This window comes from Myxosarcina sp. GI1 (genome assembly GCF_000756305.1).
Lineage (GTDB): Bacteria > Cyanobacteriota > Cyanobacteriia > Cyanobacteriales > Xenococcaceae > Myxosarcina.
This window is the reverse complement of sequence record NZ_JRFE01000011.1, coordinates 1-19,663: the sequence shown is the minus strand read 5'-3', so window position 1 is coordinate 19,663 and position 19,663 is coordinate 1. Positions and strand designations below refer to the sequence as shown.

The following is a 19,663-nucleotide window of genomic DNA, read 5'->3' as shown; positions in this document are numbered from 1 at the left end:
ATTATAAAAACTGGCTCTTTACCAGAACGCTCGATCGCAATATGCTCCAAACCATAAGCTACATGATTTCGATTTAAAAATTATTTTTAATTAAGACCTCGTAGAAAATTGGGGCATAACGATTTTTTGACTAGCTTCATTAAGAATGCTATTAAATTCTCAATGCTGCTAAACAGCACCTCCAGTGATGTCATAAAAAATATTAAATAAAATGATAGATAGTAAACAAAAAATTTTGCTACCTATCGCCCAAAAATTTTGCCAAATATTAAGCTTCGTTCTGCCAATCTTGCTCCAAATTCTTTCTGGTAACTTCAATGCCAACTTTTTCTAAGGAGGCAAACAATTTACTTGCAGCTTCAATTGCTAGTTCGCGATCGCCATTTTCGCAAGTAAGCCTAATTGTTATTTCGTTGTTGCTTAATTTGGCATTAAAGTTAATTTGACGCTGGTTCATGAATAAAATGTTAGGAACAACTCAGTTGATTAGTGAATAAAGGTCGATTCGGTTCGATTTTAATCTCTAATTTTCGACATGACCACAAATTTTCGCAGTCAGTATTTTAATGTCCAGTGTTTGAAGACTGCTTCTGTAATAGTTTGTTACTTTCCTTAATTTATCGCTCCATACTACCGTATGATTGGGATTAAGTCCTTTTTTTTTATATTTGACAAATATAAACGGAGGTTTCAATTTGTCTATCCCTCTATTAGAGTACAAACCCATATCACAAAATAACCGCGTAGCTGGATATGACGTTGGTGGCGACGACCAACCGAAAATTTACTGTGCGGAAAACGTAATGTCATTAACCGAAATGAACGAGTTAATTGACTCAGCGTATCGTCAGATGTTTTTCTATGCTTTTAGAAGCGATCGCGAAATTTTTCTCGAATCTCAATTGCGCGACGGTCAAATCACCGTTCGCGACTTTATTCGTGGATTAATGCTTTCTTCTACTTTTAGAAATAGCTTTTACGAAAAAAATAGCAACTATCGTTTCGTCGAACAGTGTATTCAACGTGCTTTAGGACGCGATCCCTATAACGAAAGAGAAAAAATTGCCTGGTCGATTAAAATCCCAACTTTAGGCTATGAAGGCTTCATCGACGCGCTTTTAGATAGCGACGAGTACATGGAAAACTTCGGTTACGACATCGTACCTTTCCAACGTCGCCGTGTATTAGCAGGTCGTCAAGAAGGAGAAAGACCTTTTAACATCAAATCTCCTCGCTATGACGAATACTATCGCGCTATTTTAGGTTTCCCTCAAATTATCTGGCAAACCGAAGTTCGTCGTTATACTCCTCAAGAGAAACAGTCCAGACCTGGAAGTCCCGCTCTATATCTAGATATGGCGCGTAGCTTACCTAACAGAGCCAATACTCCTTCTAGAGTTTCGGCGATGAACATTAGTTTGGATAAAGTTCCCTATCGCAAAAAATAATAGCCATTGTAGATTATTTAATTATTTATCTGGCTGACTAAATTAGAGAGATTGAAGATTAGCAGAGTAGTTTGGTATAAATGCTAAATTGCGTTGTTAATTTGCAATCTCTCTTGTCGTTTTAAGAAAGTCTGGATTTGTAATCTTCGTAGTCAAAATTTCTAATGACTTTAACTTCTTGCGTACCTGCTTTTTTAATGGCAATAGCTGGATGTTGCAAGCCGTTAAACATGGTAGTTTTGACCATAGTATATTGAGCCATATCGGTAAAAATCAGGCGATCGCCAATCGCAAGAGGTTTATCGAAAGAATAATCGCCAATTACGTCTCCTGCCAAACAAGTCGTTCCGCCTAACCTGTAAGTAAAGGCTTTTTTACCAGGGAGTGCAGAACCAATAATATGCGGACGGTAAGGCATTTCCAGGACATCGGGCATGTGAGCGGTTGCCGAGGTATCTAAGATAGCTATATTAGTTTCGTTGCTGAAAACATCGAGTACTGTAGCAATTAAAAAACCAGAATTGAAAACTACAGCAGCACCTGGCTCTAAATATACATCGAGATCGTATTTATTTTTAAAGTCAACAATTAAATCGCAAAGCAGCGACACATTGTAATTGGGAGCGGTGATATAATGTCCTCCACCAAAATTCACCCATTTTAATAGTTTTAAAAACGGGGAAAATTTTTGTTCAAAAATTTCCAGGGTTCTGCTCAACACATCCGAGTTTTGTTCGCAAAGAGAATGAAAGTGAAAGCCCGACAACCCCTCAAGATCTTCTTCCTGTATATGTTCCAATGGAGTTCCAAGTCTCGAACCTTTTCTAGCGGGATTATAGATTTCGATCTCAACTTCCGAATAGCCATGATTGACTCTCAGCCCACAGCTAATTTGCTTTCGAGAATTTTGGACTGTAGGGCGAAATTTTTTCCATTGTTCGACCGAATTAAAAATAATGCAGTCTGCTAGCTCGACAAGCTGCTCGAATTCACTAGTTTTATATGCAGGACTGTAAACGTGTAGCTCTTTGCCAATTTCTTCTCTGCCCAATCTAGCTTCATAAAGCGAACTGGCGGCAGTTCCTGCTAAATATCGTTTCACCATAGGAAAAGTACTCCAGGTGGCAAAACTTTTTAAAGCCAAAAAGATCTTACACTCCGTGTAGTTTTGTATCGATTGAAGCAGCTCTAAGTTTTTGAGCAGAAGATCTTCGTCAATTATGTAACAAGGTGAGGGTAAATGCTCTATATCAAATTTTAGTGTCAAATTCTACTCCTACTTTTTCAGTCCAGGGAAGTCCAAACTCGTTCATAAAATTAAGAAACGGCATGGGGTCTAACTGCTCGCAGTTAAACACTCCAGGTATTCTCCATTTATTTTGTAACATCAAAGCTGCTCCAATGACAGGGGGAACGCCCGCTGTATAGGCAACTCCCTGAGATTCTACTTCTCGATAACAGTCTTGATGATCGCAAATTTGGTATACATAAAGGGTTTTGGGCTTACCATCTTTTTTTCCCTGCATAATGCAGCCAATATTAGTTTTACCCTGAGTTTTGTCTCCCAGTGTTGAAGGTTCTGGAAGTAAAGCCTTGAGAAATTGCAGGGGAACAATTTTTTGTCCTTGAAACTCTATTGGTTCGATACTCGTTAGCCCCACATTGCGGAGGACATTTAAATGTTGAATATAGCTGTCGCTAAAAGTCATCCAGAACCGAGCCTGTTGAATTTTGGGAATATGCTTGGTAATAGTCTCCAGTTCTTCGTGATAGATTAGATAAATATCTTTATTCCCAACCTGCGGAAAGGCAAAATTGCGTTTTATAGATAGCGAGGGGATTTCTACCCATTCGCCATCTCGATAGTAGACTCCAGGCTGGTCTAATTCTCGAATATTGATTTCTGGATTGAAGTTGGTTGCAAAGGGCAGACCATGATCCCCCGCATTACAATCTAAAATATCTAAATATTCAATTTCATCAAAATGATGCTCGCTAGCGTACTTAACAAAAACGTTGGTAACTCCAGGATCGAAACCGCAACCTAGCAACGCCATTATATTTTTCTGCTTGAATCGCTCGTGGTATTCCCATTGCTCTTGATAAGAAAAGCCTTTAGCATCGTATGCTTCATAGCAAGCTGTATCTACATAATCGACACCAGTTTCGAGGCAGGCATCCATCATGGCGAGATCCTGATAGGGTAGTGCTACATTGATTAGAATATCTGGCTTAAATTTATTAATTAAGGCAACTACTTGCTCTGTTTTATCCGCATCGACTTCAGCCGTTACGATTTTTCTATTAAGACGAGCGGCGATCGCGTCACACTTGGCTTTGGTTCTGCTGGCGAGACAAATTTCTGGAAAAACTTCGGGAAGTTGAGCGAGCTTACGAACTACAACATTACCAACTGCCCCAGCACCAATAACTAAAACTCTTCCTACCATTAGCTCACATAATCGATAAATCTAGATCGAACATAACATAATTAAACGTGAATTCGATGAGAAGAACATTGGCTAGTTTGGCTTTAAGGAACGGGGAACGGGGAATAGGAAACGGAGAATAGCCTATTATTTCATTCCTATCGTTCGAGAATGAAATCTATCGAACTGACGTTAATTAAAATTTGTTACCCAAAAAAAATTTAGCTTTGAGAAGCATACATCAGATTGGAAAGCTTATAAAGCAGTCTGGCACCGACATTGCCATCCCAATCGCTAGCTTCTCCTGGTGCTACCTCACAAAGATCGAAGCCGATAATAGTTTTTTTAGCTTTAACCAACATTTGAATTAAATAGATCGCCTGATTGAAATCTAATCCTCCAGGTACTGGAGTACCAGTATGGGGACAAAACTGAGGGTTCAGACCGTCAATATCGAAACTAACATATACTTTTTGGGGAATAGCTTTAATAATTTCCTTGACCTGAATTGCCCAGGAAACCCCTTCGTAAGTTTTATTTTTTAGTTGCCAATCATCAAACATTACAACTCTCGGATCGCTATTAGCTAGCGCGATTTCCGCTTCACAGATATCGCGCACTCCTACCTGTACCAAACTGGCAATCTCATCCAATTTTAGGACGTTGTACATAATAGAAGCATGAGAAAAAGTAAAACCCTCATAGGCAACGCGCAAGTCGGCATGAGCATCGATTTGTAAAATACCAAATTCGCCATGCTTTTCTGCCAACGCTTTAATAAATCCTAAAGGAACGCTATGATCGCCTCCTACCAGTCCGACTAATTTATTTTTTGTCAGTAACATTTGAGACTGCTGGTAAACCCATTCATTCAATTCTGAGGATGCCCGATCGACCCGATCTAATTTTTGTCGAATAGCTTTATCTTCGGGATTTTTTCCCGCTTCTAAATGGTCGATAATGTCTTTGGCTATGAAGCGCATTTGTTGATTTTTGCGAGAGATCTGGGGAGCGATCGCCAATGTACCGTGTCCAATTGCCCAAGCATTAGGAACATCAAAATCGTACCAATCGAGTTGGGTTGAAGCATCGATAATAGCTTGAGGTGCTTTAGAAGCTCCCGAACCGTATGAAGTAGTAACATCCCAAGGTACGGGAAGCAAGACAATTTTGGCTTCTTCCCAACTGTAAGGAAAGCCGAAAAAATTACCGTTGGGTTTACTGACGGTATTGGGATCGAATGCTGGTGTTTTCATTTGGGTAATGGGTAATAGGTAATGGGTTTATTCAACTAGAATTTGCTGTAAGTACAAGAAAGATTGGTATATCCTCAATTTTTGCTTCTGTTTCTTAAGACTTTTAAGAGTTTGGTAAATTCTGCTGGTAGAGGTGCGATTGCCTCAATTAACTTTCCCGATACTGGATGAGTTAAACTAAGTTTGCGGGCATGGAGAGCCTGACCAGATAAGTTAACCTTAATACTGCGACCCGAACTATATAAAGGATCGCCAACAATGGGATGCCCCGCATGGCTACAATGAACCCGAATTTGATGGGTACGTCCCGTTTCTAAAACAAACTGCATTAAAGTATAGTTGCCGAATCGTTCGATAATCTTCCAGTGGGTTGTAGCCGTTCTACCGCCTCTATTTAAAGGCACAACAGCCATTTTTTTTCGATCTACAGGATGACGACCGACAGGAAAGTCAATTTCTCCTGTTACAGCAGCAAAGACACCGTATACTATGCCCCAATACTCCCTTCTGGCGGTTTTAGCCTGAATCTGCCTTTGTAAATCTTGATGGGCGCGATCGCTTTTAGCCACGACTATTGCCCCCGTAGTGTCTTTATCTAACCTGTGAACAATGCCAGGTCGTTCTACACCTCCAATTCCTGCCAGGCGATCGCATCGCGCCAGTAGGGCATGAACTAAAGTGCCTGTAGAATGACCGGGTGCGGGATGTACTACCATGCCTGCTGGCTTATTAACAATAATTAGCTCGTCGTCTTCGTAGAGAATATCGAGAGGGATAGCCTCTGGGGTCAAGTCTAGCTGTTGCAGTGGTGGAATATTTATTTTCAGGCGATCGCCCGTTGCTAACTTAGTTTTTTTGCTGGTGCAGATTTCATCGTTAAGGCTTATTTTTCCTTCCTCAATTAGCTTTTGCAAACGCGAGCGAGAAAGATCTGGCAAATTTTGCGACAGCCAGCGATCGAGGCGATCGCCATTATTTACTACTTGTAGATTAATTTCTTGAATGATATCTAAGTGTGTTAAACCCTACTGTTTTTATTCTAAAGAAAATGGGTAAGGTAAAAATCAAGACCGCTCTCGAACTCAATTATTAATAGCAAGATAAAAGTTTACAATAAAATTGCAGTTGAGATTCCCAGCGAGAACGAATCTACCTTCAAAGCAACAAAACATCAATCTGTAAAAATTCTTATGACCAGTACTACCAAATCTATGTATACCGATAGTCAAGTTGCTGCTTGGTTACGGGGTTTGTATACAGTAGCTTGGGCTGACGGAAATTACGATCCAGAAGAAGAAGAATTAATTGCCCAACTAACTAAAGATTTAGCCGAACTCGACGAAATTGAGGGACTCAAGCCCATTAAACCAGAAGAATTGGCTACTGCTTTGGGTAAAGATCCCGATACCGCCGAAAATTTTTTAAGAACCGCCGTACTGGTAGCAGTTGCCGACGGGGTATATTCTAAACCTGAATACGAACTGCTTCATGAATTTTGTGAAGCTTTAGAAATTGAAGTAGAGGCTCTCAAATCTCTAGAACAAACTCTCTACCAACCAGAAACTGAAACTGAAACAAGCTCTGCTGCATCACCTCTATCACCACCTCGCAAACGTAAATCCAGTCACCCCGATCTATTGCACCCCGTCAAAGACTGGCTAGACGATATGGAAGTTAAAGATCCTCGCTTAGCTCGCTTTGTGTGCAAAGTTATTCCCCCTCAATGTCCTTTTGAACGAGATATCAATCTGTTTGGACGCACTATCGCTCATATTCCCGCTCTGTGCAAACTTAATCCCCTGTACGAACAGTTTACGACCCTGCGCTTTCGTTCTCTATCTTATTTAGCCGATGAATGTGATGAAGACATTAGCGAATATATTAAGTAAGACCGTTAAAAATTTATAACTTTAACGGGGATCTTAAACTCAAATAGCGAATATAGTCGTTCCAACTAATTTCTTCACACTCTAAGTTATCATTTCGGGGGACTAGGGGCTGGGGCTTAGGGATTGGGAAACTAAAAACAGCATCTTTGTACCAATGGTTTTTATTTAGAATGACTATAGCTTCCCGATAATTAAAACTATGACAACTACTACCGTAAAGGCTTCTTCACCCCAGTCATTTGAAGAACGGTTGGATGAATCTAAACTTACTCGCGTAATGTGGCTACTCTGGGCGCTTTCTGCTGGATTGATTGCCTTAGACGGATTTGACTTTTTTATTATTGGCGTAGCAATTCCCTTTTTAGAGCGAGATTTTAGTTTGAGTTCTACTCAAATTGGTACAGTGGCGGTGGCGGCAGTAGCAGGCTCTTTATTTGGTTCTCTTACCTTGGGTCCGATAACCGATAAAGTAGGACGACAGCTTATGTTGCTGGTAGACGTACTGCTGTTTGTCGTTGCTACTGCGGGAACTGCTTTAGCCTGGAATGCAACTTCGCTGATTTTCTTTCGTTTTTTGGTTGGGGTTGGCATTGGTGCGGACTATCCCATCAGCGTTTCTTACATTACCGAGAATGTACCTTCAAGGTTGCGAGGACGAATGGTAATTGGAGCCTTTACCTTTCAGGCAGTTGGCGCACTTCTCGGTGCTTTGACGGGATTGACGGTAATACATATTTTTCAAAGCTGGTATCCCGACTCGACACAGTTAGCAATTCAGTATGCCTGGCGGTGGATGCTCGGAGTTGGGTTATTACTGGCGATCGCAGTGGGAATACTGCGGCTGAGTTTTTTGTTAGAGAGTCCCCGTTACTACATCAGCAGAGGAGAATACGACGAAGCTTCTGAAGCGGCATCGACCTTATTGGGAGAACCGATAACTATTACACCCGAAACCGATCCTCCCAGTCGCGAACCCAGTCTTAAATATGGTTCGCTGTTTTCGCCTGAGTATCGTCGTAACACTTTGTTTGCTTCTGTTCCCTGGTTTTTACAGGATATTGCTACCTACGGCATTGGCATTTTTACCCCTGCAATCATTGGGACTTTGGCATTTTCAGCCAAAGATAGCTTTCTGTCAAAAGAGATGGCGGCAGCAAGAGGTTCGGCATTTGTCGATCTGTTTCTGATCGTCGGATTTGTACTGGCAGTTTTATTGGTCGAACGAGCGGGACGTATTCGACTGCAAATTGCTGGCTTTATCGGTATGGCTGTTGGCTTGGCAATCCTGGCTACTTCCAATCTATTTCCTGCCAGCACTAATATTAATATCGCTCTGGTGTTTCTGGGATTTTTTGTATTTAATCTAATGATGAATGCAGGACCAAACTCGACTACATTTCTGTTATCGGGTGAAGTTTTTCCGACTTCAATTCGTGCCAGTGGGGCAGGTTTGGCGGCAGCAATTGCTAAAGCTGGGGCGGTATTTGGCACCTTTGTTTTACCCATTCTCGATGCAACTATTGGTACTCCAATTCTGTTAATTCTGCTATCGATTGTTTGCCTACTGGCTGCGGTGGTTACTTATCTATTAAGAATTGAGACAATGGGGCGATCGCTAGAAACCGTGAGTGGTGATTCACCAACGAGCAATGAGCAATGAGCAATGAACAATGTAATTAACTTGCCCTAACCAATAAACGTACTGCGATAAATTTTATGCACCAGGTTTGAAATAATCCCAAAGGCGATCGCCTGAATCGGCTCTAACTAAGGCTACAATTACATCGGGTAATGCTGCCAGATTGGGATAGACCAAATAACGCGGTTCCCAACGCGGATTGAATTTCTCTTTAAATCCATGTAATCCTTTGAAATTGTAAAATCGATTCAGGTGTTCGTAGAGATAATTCAAAGCTTTTTCCAAACGAGGCGAATTTTTGGTATCTCCTACACCACAATGGTTCGGACAAAACTAAGCAGCTATAGTTCCATAGTCATAAAGGTTGTAGTAATTGGGATGGGATTTAATCAAAGTTGGCTCAAGACCTAACTGGTCAATAAATAGTTCGAGTAAATGATGATTGAGCGCACGCCGTTTATAACTTGCCATTGAAAAGACAAAATCGGTATCACAATCATGTTGTTGAACAGCATCCCATTTAGCAAGATTAAGAGCAGTCAAAGAACTATTAAAATGAAAATCAAGTTTGGCGCGATCGCGAGCCTGACAATCGGCTAAACCAGTAAATTGCTTGCTGTCACGAAACAAAAACTCAATTTGAAAGCGAGCCTTATAGTAGAGATAAATAGAGTAAGCATCTAGTTTGAGGTCGGTGGAGAATAAAACTGCATAACTGCTGGAGCTTGATTCAGAAGTTCTAAGTAGATAAACCAAGCGAATTTTGCGTTTGAGACTAATTGACCAGACAACAGCAGTGTATAACTCCATATCATCTGTTAATTGAGTTACCCACTCAAAGTTGCTGTAGTCAGTCAAATCGACTTTGCCAGCATATTTACGAGGTCTACCTCGTCGAGAGTACTCACCTTGATCTGGGTAACGTAAATCGGCATCTCGACGCAATTTACCAATTGCTTCTAGTTCTAAATCTGTAACTCCGTTGACCCACTTGATTTTACTGTAAAATCCATCGGTAACTACATATTGTAGCGAGGGTGGAAGATAAGGGCGAGTTGCTGCTAGTTGTTGAAGATAGTGATTGATTCTAGTTGTTTCAGGTTGTTGACTCTTCTCTGATTTAGACTTTGTCTGAGCCTTTGATGTTGCTGGTGTTTGTCGAACACTAAGACTGTAGCTGATGTTATTGGTGACATCTACTACTGCCATTGCTGATATTTCCAGCCCTTTTTCTATTTTAGCTGCACTCCCATTGTAGAAGTAATCTAGACCATAAGTTTGTTTGCCACTCTTAGGGATAAATGAGCAGTCTACTGCCAAGATTATTTGAGAATGAGGTTCAATTGCTTGCTGAATTAATGTTTGATTGAATCTTATAAAGTTGAATGAACGCTGATACTGTCTTCGATAGGTACGCTCACAAATTTGACTGTAACGACTTAAGTTGGTGAAAGTAGCTCGTCCACAAACAATGATAAGAGTTGACAATAAGGTTATCAGAAATTTTTGTTGGGGTTTGCTAAATCACCCACTGAAACCAGTAGGCTTTGTATAATTATTTTGATGCTGTCCATTTGCGGTAATCATTCAATACTTTTACCTTATCTGATGGATAGCTTTTTTTTGTCTTCTTTCCTAAAATTGTCCGAACCATTGACACCAGACAAAGCCGATAAACCCAAATTAAAAGCCTCGTATCCCCGCTCTTTAAAGTGAAGAAACATGGAAATAAATAAAAAGTCCATCGTCGCTCTTTCTATTTCGGCACGCCGACGCATGAGATCGATAGTAATTTCATTTTTTTGATATTCGGGAACGACATTAGCAAAAGCATTAATTTTGCCCGTATCGGTTTCGACTGTAGCAATTTCCGACTCTCGTAGATAATCGCGATCGAACCAGCCCAGGGAAAATCGTTTTTCCGAACCTTCCATCATGTTTAACCATTCATCGCTAATAGTTTTTAACTCTGTTAAAAGTTCGTCACTTATTGGTGGTTGGTAAAATTTTACCTGATATCCTAACTTACTAAACTTATTAAGGGCGAGTCGGAGATTTTTACCTGCTTTACCTTGAGTAGTAAAAGTATTTAAATCGACGATCGCTTCTTCGCCAATTTTTAACGTTTTAAAACCTACAGCTTTATAGATATCTAAATAATCGGGAAGCGTTTGATAGAAAGCAGGATACCAGTCATTGCTGGCGCAAAACTCCTGATAGTCAATAACGGCATCTTTAATATTTTCGGTGGCACCAATGGGATCGCCCAGGGCGATCGCACCTTTGCCTTTAGCTACGTAAGCAATAACGGATTTTTCTGTCGAACTAAAATAATAGCTTTTATCGGGAAGCAGACAAAAACGTGCTAGCGAAGAACTTCCGTATTGTTCGACAATTTTTTGTGCCTGCTGCAATTCTTCATCAGTAGCAGTAGTACGCAATAGCACTGGTCGCAGCAACATCCAGCAAGCATAGCTAAGTGTAGAGGCACCGACAATATAAATCGAACTAATAAAAAAGCGTCCAAAACGTGTAGCAGGTTCTAAACCAGCATTATCAACAGTAAAGAAAATTGCCAGGGTTTGCACTATAGCCGCAGGTAGGTCGAATTGAGTAGTATATTGTTCTTTCATTAAGAAAAAACCTGCCGTACCATAAGCCAAAGTAAATACTAATGCGCCGATTAAAACTCTAACTCCTTGAGCGATCGACGGACGATCCGATCGCGCCGTAAACTGCTGTCGTAAGAGTAATAATAAAATTAACAAGATTGCGGCAGGAATCGTTTCTTCTACATCTAAGCCTTTTAATAGATGAGAAACAATAGAAATAGCCAATAAGATAATCGCTAATAGCCAAGCCACCCGTTTGCGACGTAGTAAGCGACTGGCAAGAGTTAGTAAAATAAATCCACTTACCGCAGCAAAAATATGACTTCCCGCTCTAACTTCAAAAGGATATATTTGTCTAATTAACTCGACTCTTTCTGGTATGCCTGGTGTAACGGCAGAAAGAAAATCGATAATGCCAACAAATCCTGTCAGGCAAGCAACAGTCCACAATCCGATTTTAGTTTTTAATTTCATTTGTAAAATGAGCGATCGCGTTTCTAATCACAATGACTATTTACAAGGCAAGTTAATCGGTTTGCGTAGAAAGGTCAAGTTACAGATTAGCCATCATTCGGGAACCCAACCAGCACTAGTTTTTATTCACGGGGGCTTGGGAAATCGCTTTAATTGGCGATCGCAATATGAATATTTTCTCGCTCGCGGTAGAGAAGTATTAGCTTATGACTTGGCAGGACACGGACAGTCTTCTGCCTATCGACGCTACTCTCTAGGAAGACACCGACGCGATTTAACCAGATTACTCAAACTATATAAAATTAAAGCTCCCGTACTGTGCTGTCACAGCTACGGCGTACCCTTGGGTTTGGAATATGCCAGAAAAAATCTCGTATCTGGTCTAGTTTTAGTAGCTGGGGGTACACACGATCTTGCTCCCTGGTGGGAAATTCCTCTAATAAAATTTTTGGCTTGGGGTGGCAGATATCTCTATCATCTCCCAGGCATACAAACATTAACCAATCGTTTATCTAGTAACCATCAAGGTGAAAAACTAGAGCGTTTTTTGGCTGAAAGTCCCGTACCGATAGAACCTCATCCTTATAAAGCTTTAGAAATTTTTTGGGGCTATAATTTTTGGCGACATCGACATGACGATTTTAAAGATCGAGTACCAGTTTTAGTAATTAGTGGCGGTAAAGATCCGATGTTTACTGCCGCTATGGGAGTGGAATTAGCGCGAAATTTTAAGTTCGCTAAACATTTACATCTATCAGATGCAGGACACTTGGCGATCGCCGAATATCCGATTAAAGTTAGTGAAGCGATCGCTGGCTTTATTGCTGCTTTAAAGACAACCAAAGATAATCTTTAAAACTGACATCTTTTGACATAAAACTATAGTTCTTAGACCAAAAGCTTGGAAATTCTTCTTTTAAAGATAAAATTTGAGTATTTTAAATTAGAGTACGATAATTATCGAGCGAAATTGATTTGTATTTTTATAGTAAACTTTGATATTTGAGCGGGACTTATCAATCTTGTCTGGTGACCATTGTTATATTGTGAACTATAGCGGACACCAGGAATATTTCCATAAAAGAAAAAATATTATGTACTAACAAAGTACTATTGCAACAAAAATCTATACGTACTTTAAGAATTATAGTGGTATATACAGGTAATTTTGGTTTAGTTGACCCATATCTCTTTTATATGTAAGGTATTTGGCGATCGCTCAAAATAAATGCCAAATTGGCAGAAATATTCTTGACTTTATAGTTAAACTAAAATTAAAAGTTGACAGTATATCAATTTTTGCCTGACAAAATACACTTAGTTTGGTCTTAATTTTTCTAAGATAACTATAAAAAAATCTGCAACTTAAACTAACTTGTTCGAAGATTAAAAAATTGAAGTTTACAAATTGTTAACAAACTATTTTAAGTAGTTTATTAGCTTTAAAATAATACAATAAATTTGTAAAACAAAGTGTTTCAGTCGGAAAAGGAGATTGAACCATGATTCTTGATGCTGGTGATTTAATTAAAGTAGATCTTTCCGATTACATAAGTGACGATCTCTTAAAAAACTATTCAAAAGGCGGTAAAAAAGGCAGCAAAAATTATAGCTTTAAAAAAAGTGGTAAAAAATATAGCTACAGTTCTAGCACTAGCTATAGTTCCGATGGTTATAGCTACAGCTCTAGTTATCTTAAAGGCAGTAACGGCAATGACTATCTCAAAAGCGGCAACGGCAATGACAAACTCTATGGCGGCAATGGTAATGACAAACTTTATAGTGGCAACGGCAATGACAAGCTCTATGGTGACAAAGGTAACGACTACTTAGTAGGAGGCAAAGGTAATGATAAGCTATATGGTGGTAGTGGAAACGATAAGCTCTACGGTGGTAAAGGTAACGATTCTTTAACAGGTGGTAAAGGGTCTGATACTTTTGTTTTTCACAATAAGTATGAAAAAACTGATGTCATTAAAGATTTCCATAAGTACGAAGGAGATGTTATTGAAATCAACAAAAGTGGTTTTGGAGCTTCTTCCATCGATGATTTTTACTATAACGATCTTAATGGTGCTTTATCGTTTGACGGAACCAAATTCGCTATCTTAGAAGGGACACCTAATTTTTCTGTTGAAGATAATATTCGTTTAGTTTAGAAATTTGCTTTTGTTTTACCTGAAAATAGATTTTCTAGCTAAAATACATAATAATTTTTGTTTTTTCAGCCCCATAAATCTGCTAGTGGGGCTATTTTAATTTTTTACTTGAGTCAAACTATACTTATTACCAAATGCTTGATATATAGCGGTCGTTATACATTAAATAAAAGTCGATTAGGCGATCGCAAATTTTAGCGTTTTGTCAAAGTTAAGTTATTAATAAATTGTTAACTTTTTTAAATTAAAACCTATAGCTAATAAAACGCAAAATCTTTGTACCAAAGCTTTACCGCAAATTAAATTAAAATATTTAAAGCTCAAAAAGTTTTACAAAAATAAGCTCATTTTAAATATTTATTATGCATAAATATAATAGAATAATTTTGTATAACAAAATAATTCAGTCGCAATAGGAGATCGAATCATGGTGACAGATTCTAGCAGCAGTTTTAGTATTAGCACAGACTCAACCAAACTCTCTAGTGATGATTTTAATAGTTTGGTAAAAGACAGCAGCAATAGTTACGTAGAAGTAGAAGGTGACGGAGATGGTTTGCTAACAGGTGGTAATGGTAATGACCAACTTTATAGCGACAAAGGCAATGATTATTTGGCTGCTGATAAGGGTAACGACTATTTAGAAGCTGGTAACGGAAATGATACCCTTTATGGAGGTGAAGGTAACGACACCATGTATGGCGGTGGAGGTAATGACCAGCTTTACGGTGGTGGTGGTAACGACCGACTTTATGGCAATAAAGGGAATGATTACCTAACGGGTGGTAATGGTGCTGATACTTTTGCTTTCAACAATAAGCAAGAAGGAATAGATGTTATTAAAGATTTTGATGGGCAACAGGGAGATGTTATCGAGATCGATAAACAGGGATTTGGAGCTTCTTCCACTGACGACTTTCAATATGATTCTCAAAGTGGAGCCTTATCGTTTAAAAATGCTCAATTTGTCATCTTAGAAAATCCTGCCAATTTTTCTGTTGCAGATAATGTCACTTTAGTATAAAAATTTGACATTGCACTAATGTCAATCGCAATATTCATTTTGCATAAAGATTCAATATTGCCGTAGCTAATACTGGTTTTGTTAAAGAAGCCTTGCAAAAAAAACTTGTAGGGCTTCTTAAAAATAAAGTTTATTAATCCCCAAGCTTATAAAGTTTAGGGATTAAACTTTTCAGACAATCTCTTAATACAAATAACTAGTAATATTTTTGTCAGAAACTATTTTACTTAATCTTCGATCTCGGATTTTTATTACTTTTACTAACTAGGGTACCAAATTACTTTAATAATGAAAGAAAAATGTACGTAAAACGAGCTTAAAAAAACTTTAATCATCAAATGAGTTACGTAGGAAAAGCAACCAAAACAATAATTTGCTGAGTAGTTTACCGCGTCATCTTATCCGACGATCGCATTTCTAAGAATCAGCTTGACTACTCATAACCTGACGATATTTAGACAACCAAGTTTGACCGAGGGATCTTAGTTTGGCTCTTTCGTGTGGTTCGATACCTAGAGGATCGAAACGATAGCGATAATGGAGTCTTACTAGCGATCGCAAGTCGGCGAGTAAATCTGCTGACGGTAGTTTGTTTTCCAATCTATTAAGCCAGTCTTGAAAAGTTTCGGAGCGATCGCGAATAAACCCCAGTTCGTTTAAGGCTTGTTCTACTAAATATATTTCCGAATCTTCTCCTATAAAAGAGTTTTTGTCTTTACCTCTAGTAATGTCGATTCTCTTTCTGTTATTTAGATCCTGGCTTTTCAACCAACGCCACAGAAGTAAGCCTAGAGGCAAAATTAACCACCACCAATAACGAGCCAAACCCCCTTCGGCAATCTCGCGCAAGATATCGAAGTATTTAAACTTAATAAACGAAAGCAGATCGAAAAACCACTGCCAATTGCGCTTGGCTCTCTCCTCAATACCAATCCACGAACTAGGAGTAGTATCTAGTGCTTGCCAGGTGCCGTTTACATATACTTGCGTCCAGGCATGAGCGTTGCGCTCTCGCACGATATACTGGTTTTCCAGCCGACTGAATTCATGAACCGAATAGCCAACTGTATAGCGAGTAGGAATACCCACAGCGCGTAACAAAAGTGTGGTAGCGGTGGCGAAATATTCACAGTGTCCCGAACGATTGTCTAGCAAAAACGTCGCCAGAGGTGTCGAGTTATTACCTTGTTGTGTCAATTCGAGAGAATAATTAAATTCTTGCTGGAAAAAGCTTTCTACGCGCCGTAAAATTTCTTCTGGCGATCGCTCTGTTAAATCCAAACTAGATACTATTTTAGCGATCGCAGGTTGTTCGGCAGCAGGAATTTGTAAATCGGCTGGGGTAGGAGGGCTACCGAGAGAAAAATCATTTTTATACTTAGCTAAATAGGAAATAAAACCAGGTTCGCCCTTTATTTTTACCGTACCGTATTGATTGCGCTCCATAGTATCTATTAACAGGCGGTTAACCTCTACAGTGCCATCGGGTAAGTTTAACAATTCGGATTTTTTACCCAAATAGCCAGCAATATTAACCGTCGAGTTACCTGCATTGCTTTCTGTCTCTTTTAGTTGCCAACTAAGTCCCTCAGAGTCTGGCTTGACGTGAGTAAAATCAGTACTATCGGCAATCCATCTAGGCGAGCGATACCGATCGTAAACCGCTTCGGTTAAAAGCTCTGGCGCAAGCTCTCCAGAGGCGGGTTTGACTCTCAAAACAATGCGGTTAGAAAGCTTGAGCGAACCAATATCGCCAATAGCTGTAGTTCTCTGCCAGGGATCGATATGAGAGCGATGATAAAAGCTACTAAATAAACGGTAGGTACTGCGTTTTAAACTTACCTGAAGCTGCTGCATCCCTGCATGACCGACAATTCCCAAACTAGCAGTTATAAAAACCAGGCAAATCCAGAGAGCGGGGGAAAATCTGGGAGAGCGCAAAAACCAGAAAGCTAAAGTTGTTAGCAGCAACATTCCTAAATAAAAAGTCATGTCTCTAACGTTGGCAGCACTAGCCGACACCAAACAGATAGCATAGTAGGGATAAGTCAAATTAAGTACTGTTGCCTGTTGCTTGACTGACTGTGGTTTCTCTTGCATTAACAACAGCGCATTAACATCAATGCCGTTGCTGGTAGAATATGCCTGCGCTGCCAATAGTGGAAAGCAAATTATTGGCAACCACTGAAAAAAGATAAAAATTAGCTGGAGCGATCGCTCAGAAACAAATAGATAAATCAGCACTCCTACTAGCAATACCGTACACAAATGAGAAGTCTGTCTAAAATCTTTTGTTGTTAAATCCCATCGCCAACGAACCCATCGCGAACCTTCGTAAACCAGCACCATTGGCAAAGCCGCAAGCCACCATCCCGTCTGCCAACCCCAAAATAAGATGGCAGCACCCAGAAGCATTGGCGGCGTATTTAAGTTTTTATTAATCAATTTTGTCTCAAATTAGTTTTAGGTATCTATTTCTTAAACTTCCCAATTTGAGTTACAAACCTTTAAAAATAGCAAGCAGTTTGGGGAATAGGGAACAGAGAACAGGAAAGTAGAAAGAATGCCCTGACTCTCCAAATCCCTAATTTCCCAAGTTCCCAAATCTCCCCTACAGGGAACTACGGAAAATAATTACCGTACTAGTAGAATCTCTAGCGATCGCCTTGGGAATATTTCCTTTAACTGCATGTTGCAATAGCCCTTCGTTACTCGCACCTAAGATAATCAAATCGTAGTTTGCTGCTTGATTAAGTTTAATAATGGCTTCTGAAACCGAATGAGAGCGAATTACTAAAGGACGAATTTTTAAACCTATTTTACTTTGAAGACGATCGCCAATCTGCTGAATATTTTTCCCATTTGGCTTGACTTTATCGGGAAAAAAAACTTGACATAGTTCGATAGTTAGGGTTTTAGGATTGGGATACAAATTTGCCAACCCAGGAAGTAGAGCAGTCGCTTTCTGGATATTTTTACCTCCTGCGGTGGGCAACAGCCATTTTGGACGCTCATTAAAATGTAGGGGAAAATGACTGTCGGCATCACCTAACTTGACTAACAGCAAATCGCAAGCTGCCTGTGAGATTAAAGAATCGGTAACGCTACCGAAAACCTGTTCGGGATTGGCGGTTTTGCCTTTGAAACCCATGAGTAGTAAATCGATGTGTTCTTTAGCAACAGTTTCTAAAACCGCTTCGACAATGTCGTTAGCCAGACAAACTTTAGTATGTACGGGAATTTTTTCTTTGCGTCCCCAGCGTTCCATCTGACGCATCAGTTTGCGACTAGAACCAGTATTTACTTTTGCTTGAGCGGGATGAATATATCTGGGAACGGGAACGATATGCAGGCATTCAATTTCGTATTTACGCTCTTTGGCGATCGCTAAAGCTAGCTTCATCAACCCCGAAACATTTTCTAAATTTGCCAGAGGTAATAAAATTCGTCCCTTACCCGTAGCAGGCGAGCGAGTTCGATAGACAACATAGGCAGGTTCCGATTTAATCGTAACGCGGCGATCGCGATTTAGCTGTTGTGCCTCGGCTTTGATAATATCGCTGCGGGTAATAATTCCTAACAGTTTATTGCCTTCGGTTACAGGTAAGCGCGATAGTTGATAGCGATTGAGTAAAAAGAGTACGTCGGCGATCGAAGTAGTTGGATTGACTACAATCGGACAGGGTGTCATAATATCCCGCAGCAGCATACTTCCCGATTTTTGACTATCTTTGGGAATATCCGACTGAGTAACGATACCGACTAAGCGATCGCCTTCTACGACAGGAAAACCGCGATGATGCGATCGCGACATGGCTTTAATTAATTCTGAGAGAGTTAGATTGCTCGATAGGGTTTGTACCTTAGACTCCATCACATCGTCAGCAGTCAGTTCGCTTAAAAAATCGTGATGGGGATGTTCTTCCGTTATTTCAATACCGCTAGCTCCTAACAGATGTTCGTACAAAGAACCTGCCGAGACACTCTCGGCAACGATATAAGCCGTTGCCGAAACAATCATCAACGGCAACACTAAATTAAAGTCTGCCGTCATTTCAAAAATAATCACAATTGAGGTGACGGGAACTCTAACTACTGCCGTAAAAAAAGCTCCCATCCCCGCCAAAGCAAAAGTGTAGGGAGATTCGGTACCGAGTAAGGTGACTTCAAAAGTGCCGACTATATAACCCAATGCCGAACCCAAAACTAAAGCAGGGGAAAATAAACCTCCAGGCGCACCCGAACTATATGCCACGATTGCCAAAAAAAACTGCGCCACAAATACCAGTGCTGTTAACTGCCAGCTTAACTCGCCAGCAATTAAAAACTCGCGCAAACCAGCATTATCCATAAAAAATGGCGGCAAAAAAGCAACCACTATCCCCGAAATCAATCCTGCCAAGCCAATTTTTAGCGGTCTGGGTATAGCTAAATTGCGATTGAACTTCATGCCTCGTATGATGCAGCGATTGAAAATGCCACCTAAAATACCAGCTAGAAACCCCAGGAGTAAATAAAAAGGAATTTCAGCAGGAGTAAAGCTTCCGCGACGGGTAGCATCTAATAAAGCCGTAGGTAAATTAAGATCGGTGGTATTAAAAAATCGTGAAATGACCGCACCAGTAAAAGAAGCTGCGATCGCTGTTTCTAAAGTTAAGCCAGAAATATCTCGCATCAACTCTTCGATAACGAACAGCACCCCCGCAATAGGAGTATTAAACCCTGCTGCCAAA

15 protein-coding genes and 1 pseudogene are annotated in these 19,663 nt (G+C 39.9%); 6 read left to right on the top strand and 10 right to left on the bottom strand.

Going from position 1 to position 19,663, the window contains the following annotated elements; genetic code table 11:
* Positions 1–268: 268 nt before the first annotated feature.
* The gene (locus KV40_RS05850) at positions 269–457 is read right to left on the bottom strand and encodes a hypothetical protein (protein WP_036478865.1); all 189 of its coding nucleotides are present in this window, start codon (positions 455–457) and stop codon (positions 269–271) included.
* Between the two features lie 238 nt (positions 458–695).
* On the opposite strand from KV40_RS05850, the gene KV40_RS05845 reads away from it, so the two are divergent.
* Entirely contained in the window at positions 696–1,448 is a 753-nt protein-coding gene (locus KV40_RS05845) for a phycobilisome rod-core linker polypeptide (protein WP_036478911.1), read from the top strand.
* A gap of 121 nt (positions 1,449–1,569) precedes the next feature.
* On the opposite strand, the gene nspC is transcribed toward KV40_RS05845, so the two are convergent.
* From nspC to KV40_RS05825, 4 genes are all read right to left on the bottom strand, one after another.
* Positions 1,570–2,715, bottom strand: a complete 1,146-nt coding sequence (nspC, locus tag KV40_RS05840) for a carboxynorspermidine decarboxylase (protein ID WP_036478863.1) — start codon at positions 2,713–2,715, stop codon at positions 1,570–1,572.
* A complete protein-coding gene (locus tag KV40_RS05835; RefSeq protein WP_036478861.1) occupies positions 2,699–3,898 on the bottom strand; it encodes a saccharopine dehydrogenase family protein in 1,200 nt (399 codons plus the stop codon). The genes nspC and KV40_RS05835 overlap by 17 nt, the downstream gene beginning before the upstream one ends.
* Positions 3,899–4,098: 200 nt before the next feature.
* A complete protein-coding gene (locus KV40_RS05830) occupies positions 4,099–5,133 on the bottom strand; it encodes an agmatinase family protein (protein ID WP_036478860.1) in 1,035 nt (344 codons plus the stop codon).
* A gap of 74 nt (positions 5,134–5,207) precedes the next feature.
* Complete coding sequence (locus KV40_RS05825; protein ID WP_036478857.1) at positions 5,208–6,137, bottom strand: RluA family pseudouridine synthase; 930 nt, start codon at positions 6,135–6,137, stop codon at positions 5,208–5,210.
* A gap of 186 nt (positions 6,138–6,323) precedes the next feature.
* On the opposite strand from KV40_RS05825, the gene KV40_RS05820 reads away from it, so the two are divergent.
* Positions 6,324–7,022 carry a Mo-dependent nitrogenase C-terminal domain-containing protein gene (locus tag KV40_RS05820; RefSeq protein ID WP_036478855.1) on the top strand — a complete coding sequence of 233 codons (699 nt, stop codon included), beginning with the start codon at positions 6,324–6,326 and terminating at the stop codon, positions 7,020–7,022.
* Positions 7,023–7,221: 199 nt separating this feature from the next.
* Positions 7,222–8,682 (top strand): MFS transporter, encoded by a 1,461-nt coding sequence (locus KV40_RS05815; RefSeq protein ID WP_052055399.1) that lies wholly within the window; start codon positions 7,222–7,224, stop codon positions 8,680–8,682.
* Positions 8,683–8,736: 54 nt separating this feature from the next.
* Here KV40_RS05815 and KV40_RS37085 read toward each other — a convergent pair.
* The 3 genes and pseudogenes from KV40_RS37085 to KV40_RS05800 form a co-directional block, all read right to left on the bottom strand.
* A pseudogene (locus tag KV40_RS37085) lies at positions 8,737–8,976 on the bottom strand (phosphatidylglycerol lysyltransferase domain-containing protein); the annotation flags it as partial.
* Between the two features lie 18 nt (positions 8,977–8,994).
* On the bottom strand, positions 8,995–10,149 hold the full coding sequence (locus KV40_RS33145; protein ID WP_072013782.1) for a transposase: 1,155 nt from the start codon (positions 10,147–10,149) through the stop codon (positions 8,995–8,997).
* Positions 10,150–10,262: 113 nt separating this feature from the next.
* Positions 10,263–11,747, bottom strand: coding sequence for a phosphatidylglycerol lysyltransferase domain-containing protein (locus KV40_RS05800; protein WP_052055398.1), 1,485 nt, complete (start codon positions 11,745–11,747; stop codon positions 10,263–10,265).
* A gap of 7 nt (positions 11,748–11,754) precedes the next feature.
* Between KV40_RS05800 and KV40_RS05795 the strand changes: the two genes are divergently transcribed.
* The 3 genes from KV40_RS05795 (at position 11,755) to KV40_RS05785 (ending at position 14,930) form a co-directional block, all read left to right on the top strand.
* Positions 11,755–12,603 carry an alpha/beta fold hydrolase gene (locus tag KV40_RS05795; protein ID WP_036478851.1) on the top strand — a complete coding sequence of 283 codons (849 nt, stop codon included), beginning with the start codon at positions 11,755–11,757 and terminating at the stop codon, positions 12,601–12,603.
* A 646-nt stretch (positions 12,604–13,249) separates the two neighbouring features.
* A complete protein-coding gene (locus KV40_RS05790) occupies positions 13,250–13,906 on the top strand; it encodes a calcium-binding protein (RefSeq protein WP_052055397.1) in 657 nt (218 codons plus the stop codon).
* Between the two features lie 427 nt (positions 13,907–14,333).
* Positions 14,334–14,930: a calcium-binding protein gene (locus KV40_RS05785; protein ID WP_036478850.1), complete on the top strand. Its 597-nt coding sequence runs from the start codon at positions 14,334–14,336 to the stop codon at positions 14,928–14,930.
* Positions 14,931–15,347: 417 nt separating this feature from the next.
* Here KV40_RS05785 and KV40_RS05780 read toward each other — a convergent pair whose 3' ends face one another.
* Positions 15,348–17,375, bottom strand: a complete 2,028-nt coding sequence (locus KV40_RS05780; RefSeq protein ID WP_156113958.1) for a transglutaminase family protein — start codon at positions 17,373–17,375, stop codon at positions 15,348–15,350.
* Between the two features lie 166 nt (positions 17,376–17,541).
* Positions 17,542–19,663, bottom strand: a 2,122-nt coding sequence (locus KV40_RS05775) for a chloride channel protein (RefSeq protein WP_036478848.1), incomplete at its 5' end; no start/stop codon positions are given.

Coding starts and splice junctions, on each gene's coding strand:
- KV40_RS05785 (WP_036478850.1), top strand. CDS start 14,334: ATGGTGACAGATTCTAGCAGCAGTTTTAGTATTAGCACAGACTCAACC.
- KV40_RS05835 (WP_036478861.1), bottom strand. CDS start 3,898: ATGGTAGGAAGAGTTTTAGTTATTGGTGCTGGGGCAGTTGGTAATGTT.
- KV40_RS05795 (WP_036478851.1), top strand. CDS start 11,755: ATGAGCGATCGCGTTTCTAATCACAATGACTATTTACAAGGCAAGTTA.
- KV40_RS05820 (WP_036478855.1), top strand. CDS start 6,324: ATGACCAGTACTACCAAATCTATGTATACCGATAGTCAAGTTGCTGCT.
- KV40_RS05830 (WP_036478860.1), bottom strand. CDS start 5,133: ATGAAAACACCAGCATTCGATCCCAATACCGTCAGTAAACCCAACGGT.
- KV40_RS05815 (WP_052055399.1), top strand. CDS start 7,222: ATGACAACTACTACCGTAAAGGCTTCTTCACCCCAGTCATTTGAAGAA.
- KV40_RS05790 (WP_052055397.1), top strand. CDS start 13,250: ATGATTCTTGATGCTGGTGATTTAATTAAAGTAGATCTTTCCGATTAC.
- KV40_RS05800 (WP_052055398.1), bottom strand. CDS start 11,747: ATGAAATTAAAAACTAAAATCGGATTGTGGACTGTTGCTTGCCTGACA.
- KV40_RS05850 (WP_036478865.1), bottom strand. CDS start 457: ATGAACCAGCGTCAAATTAACTTTAATGCCAAATTAAGCAACAACGAA.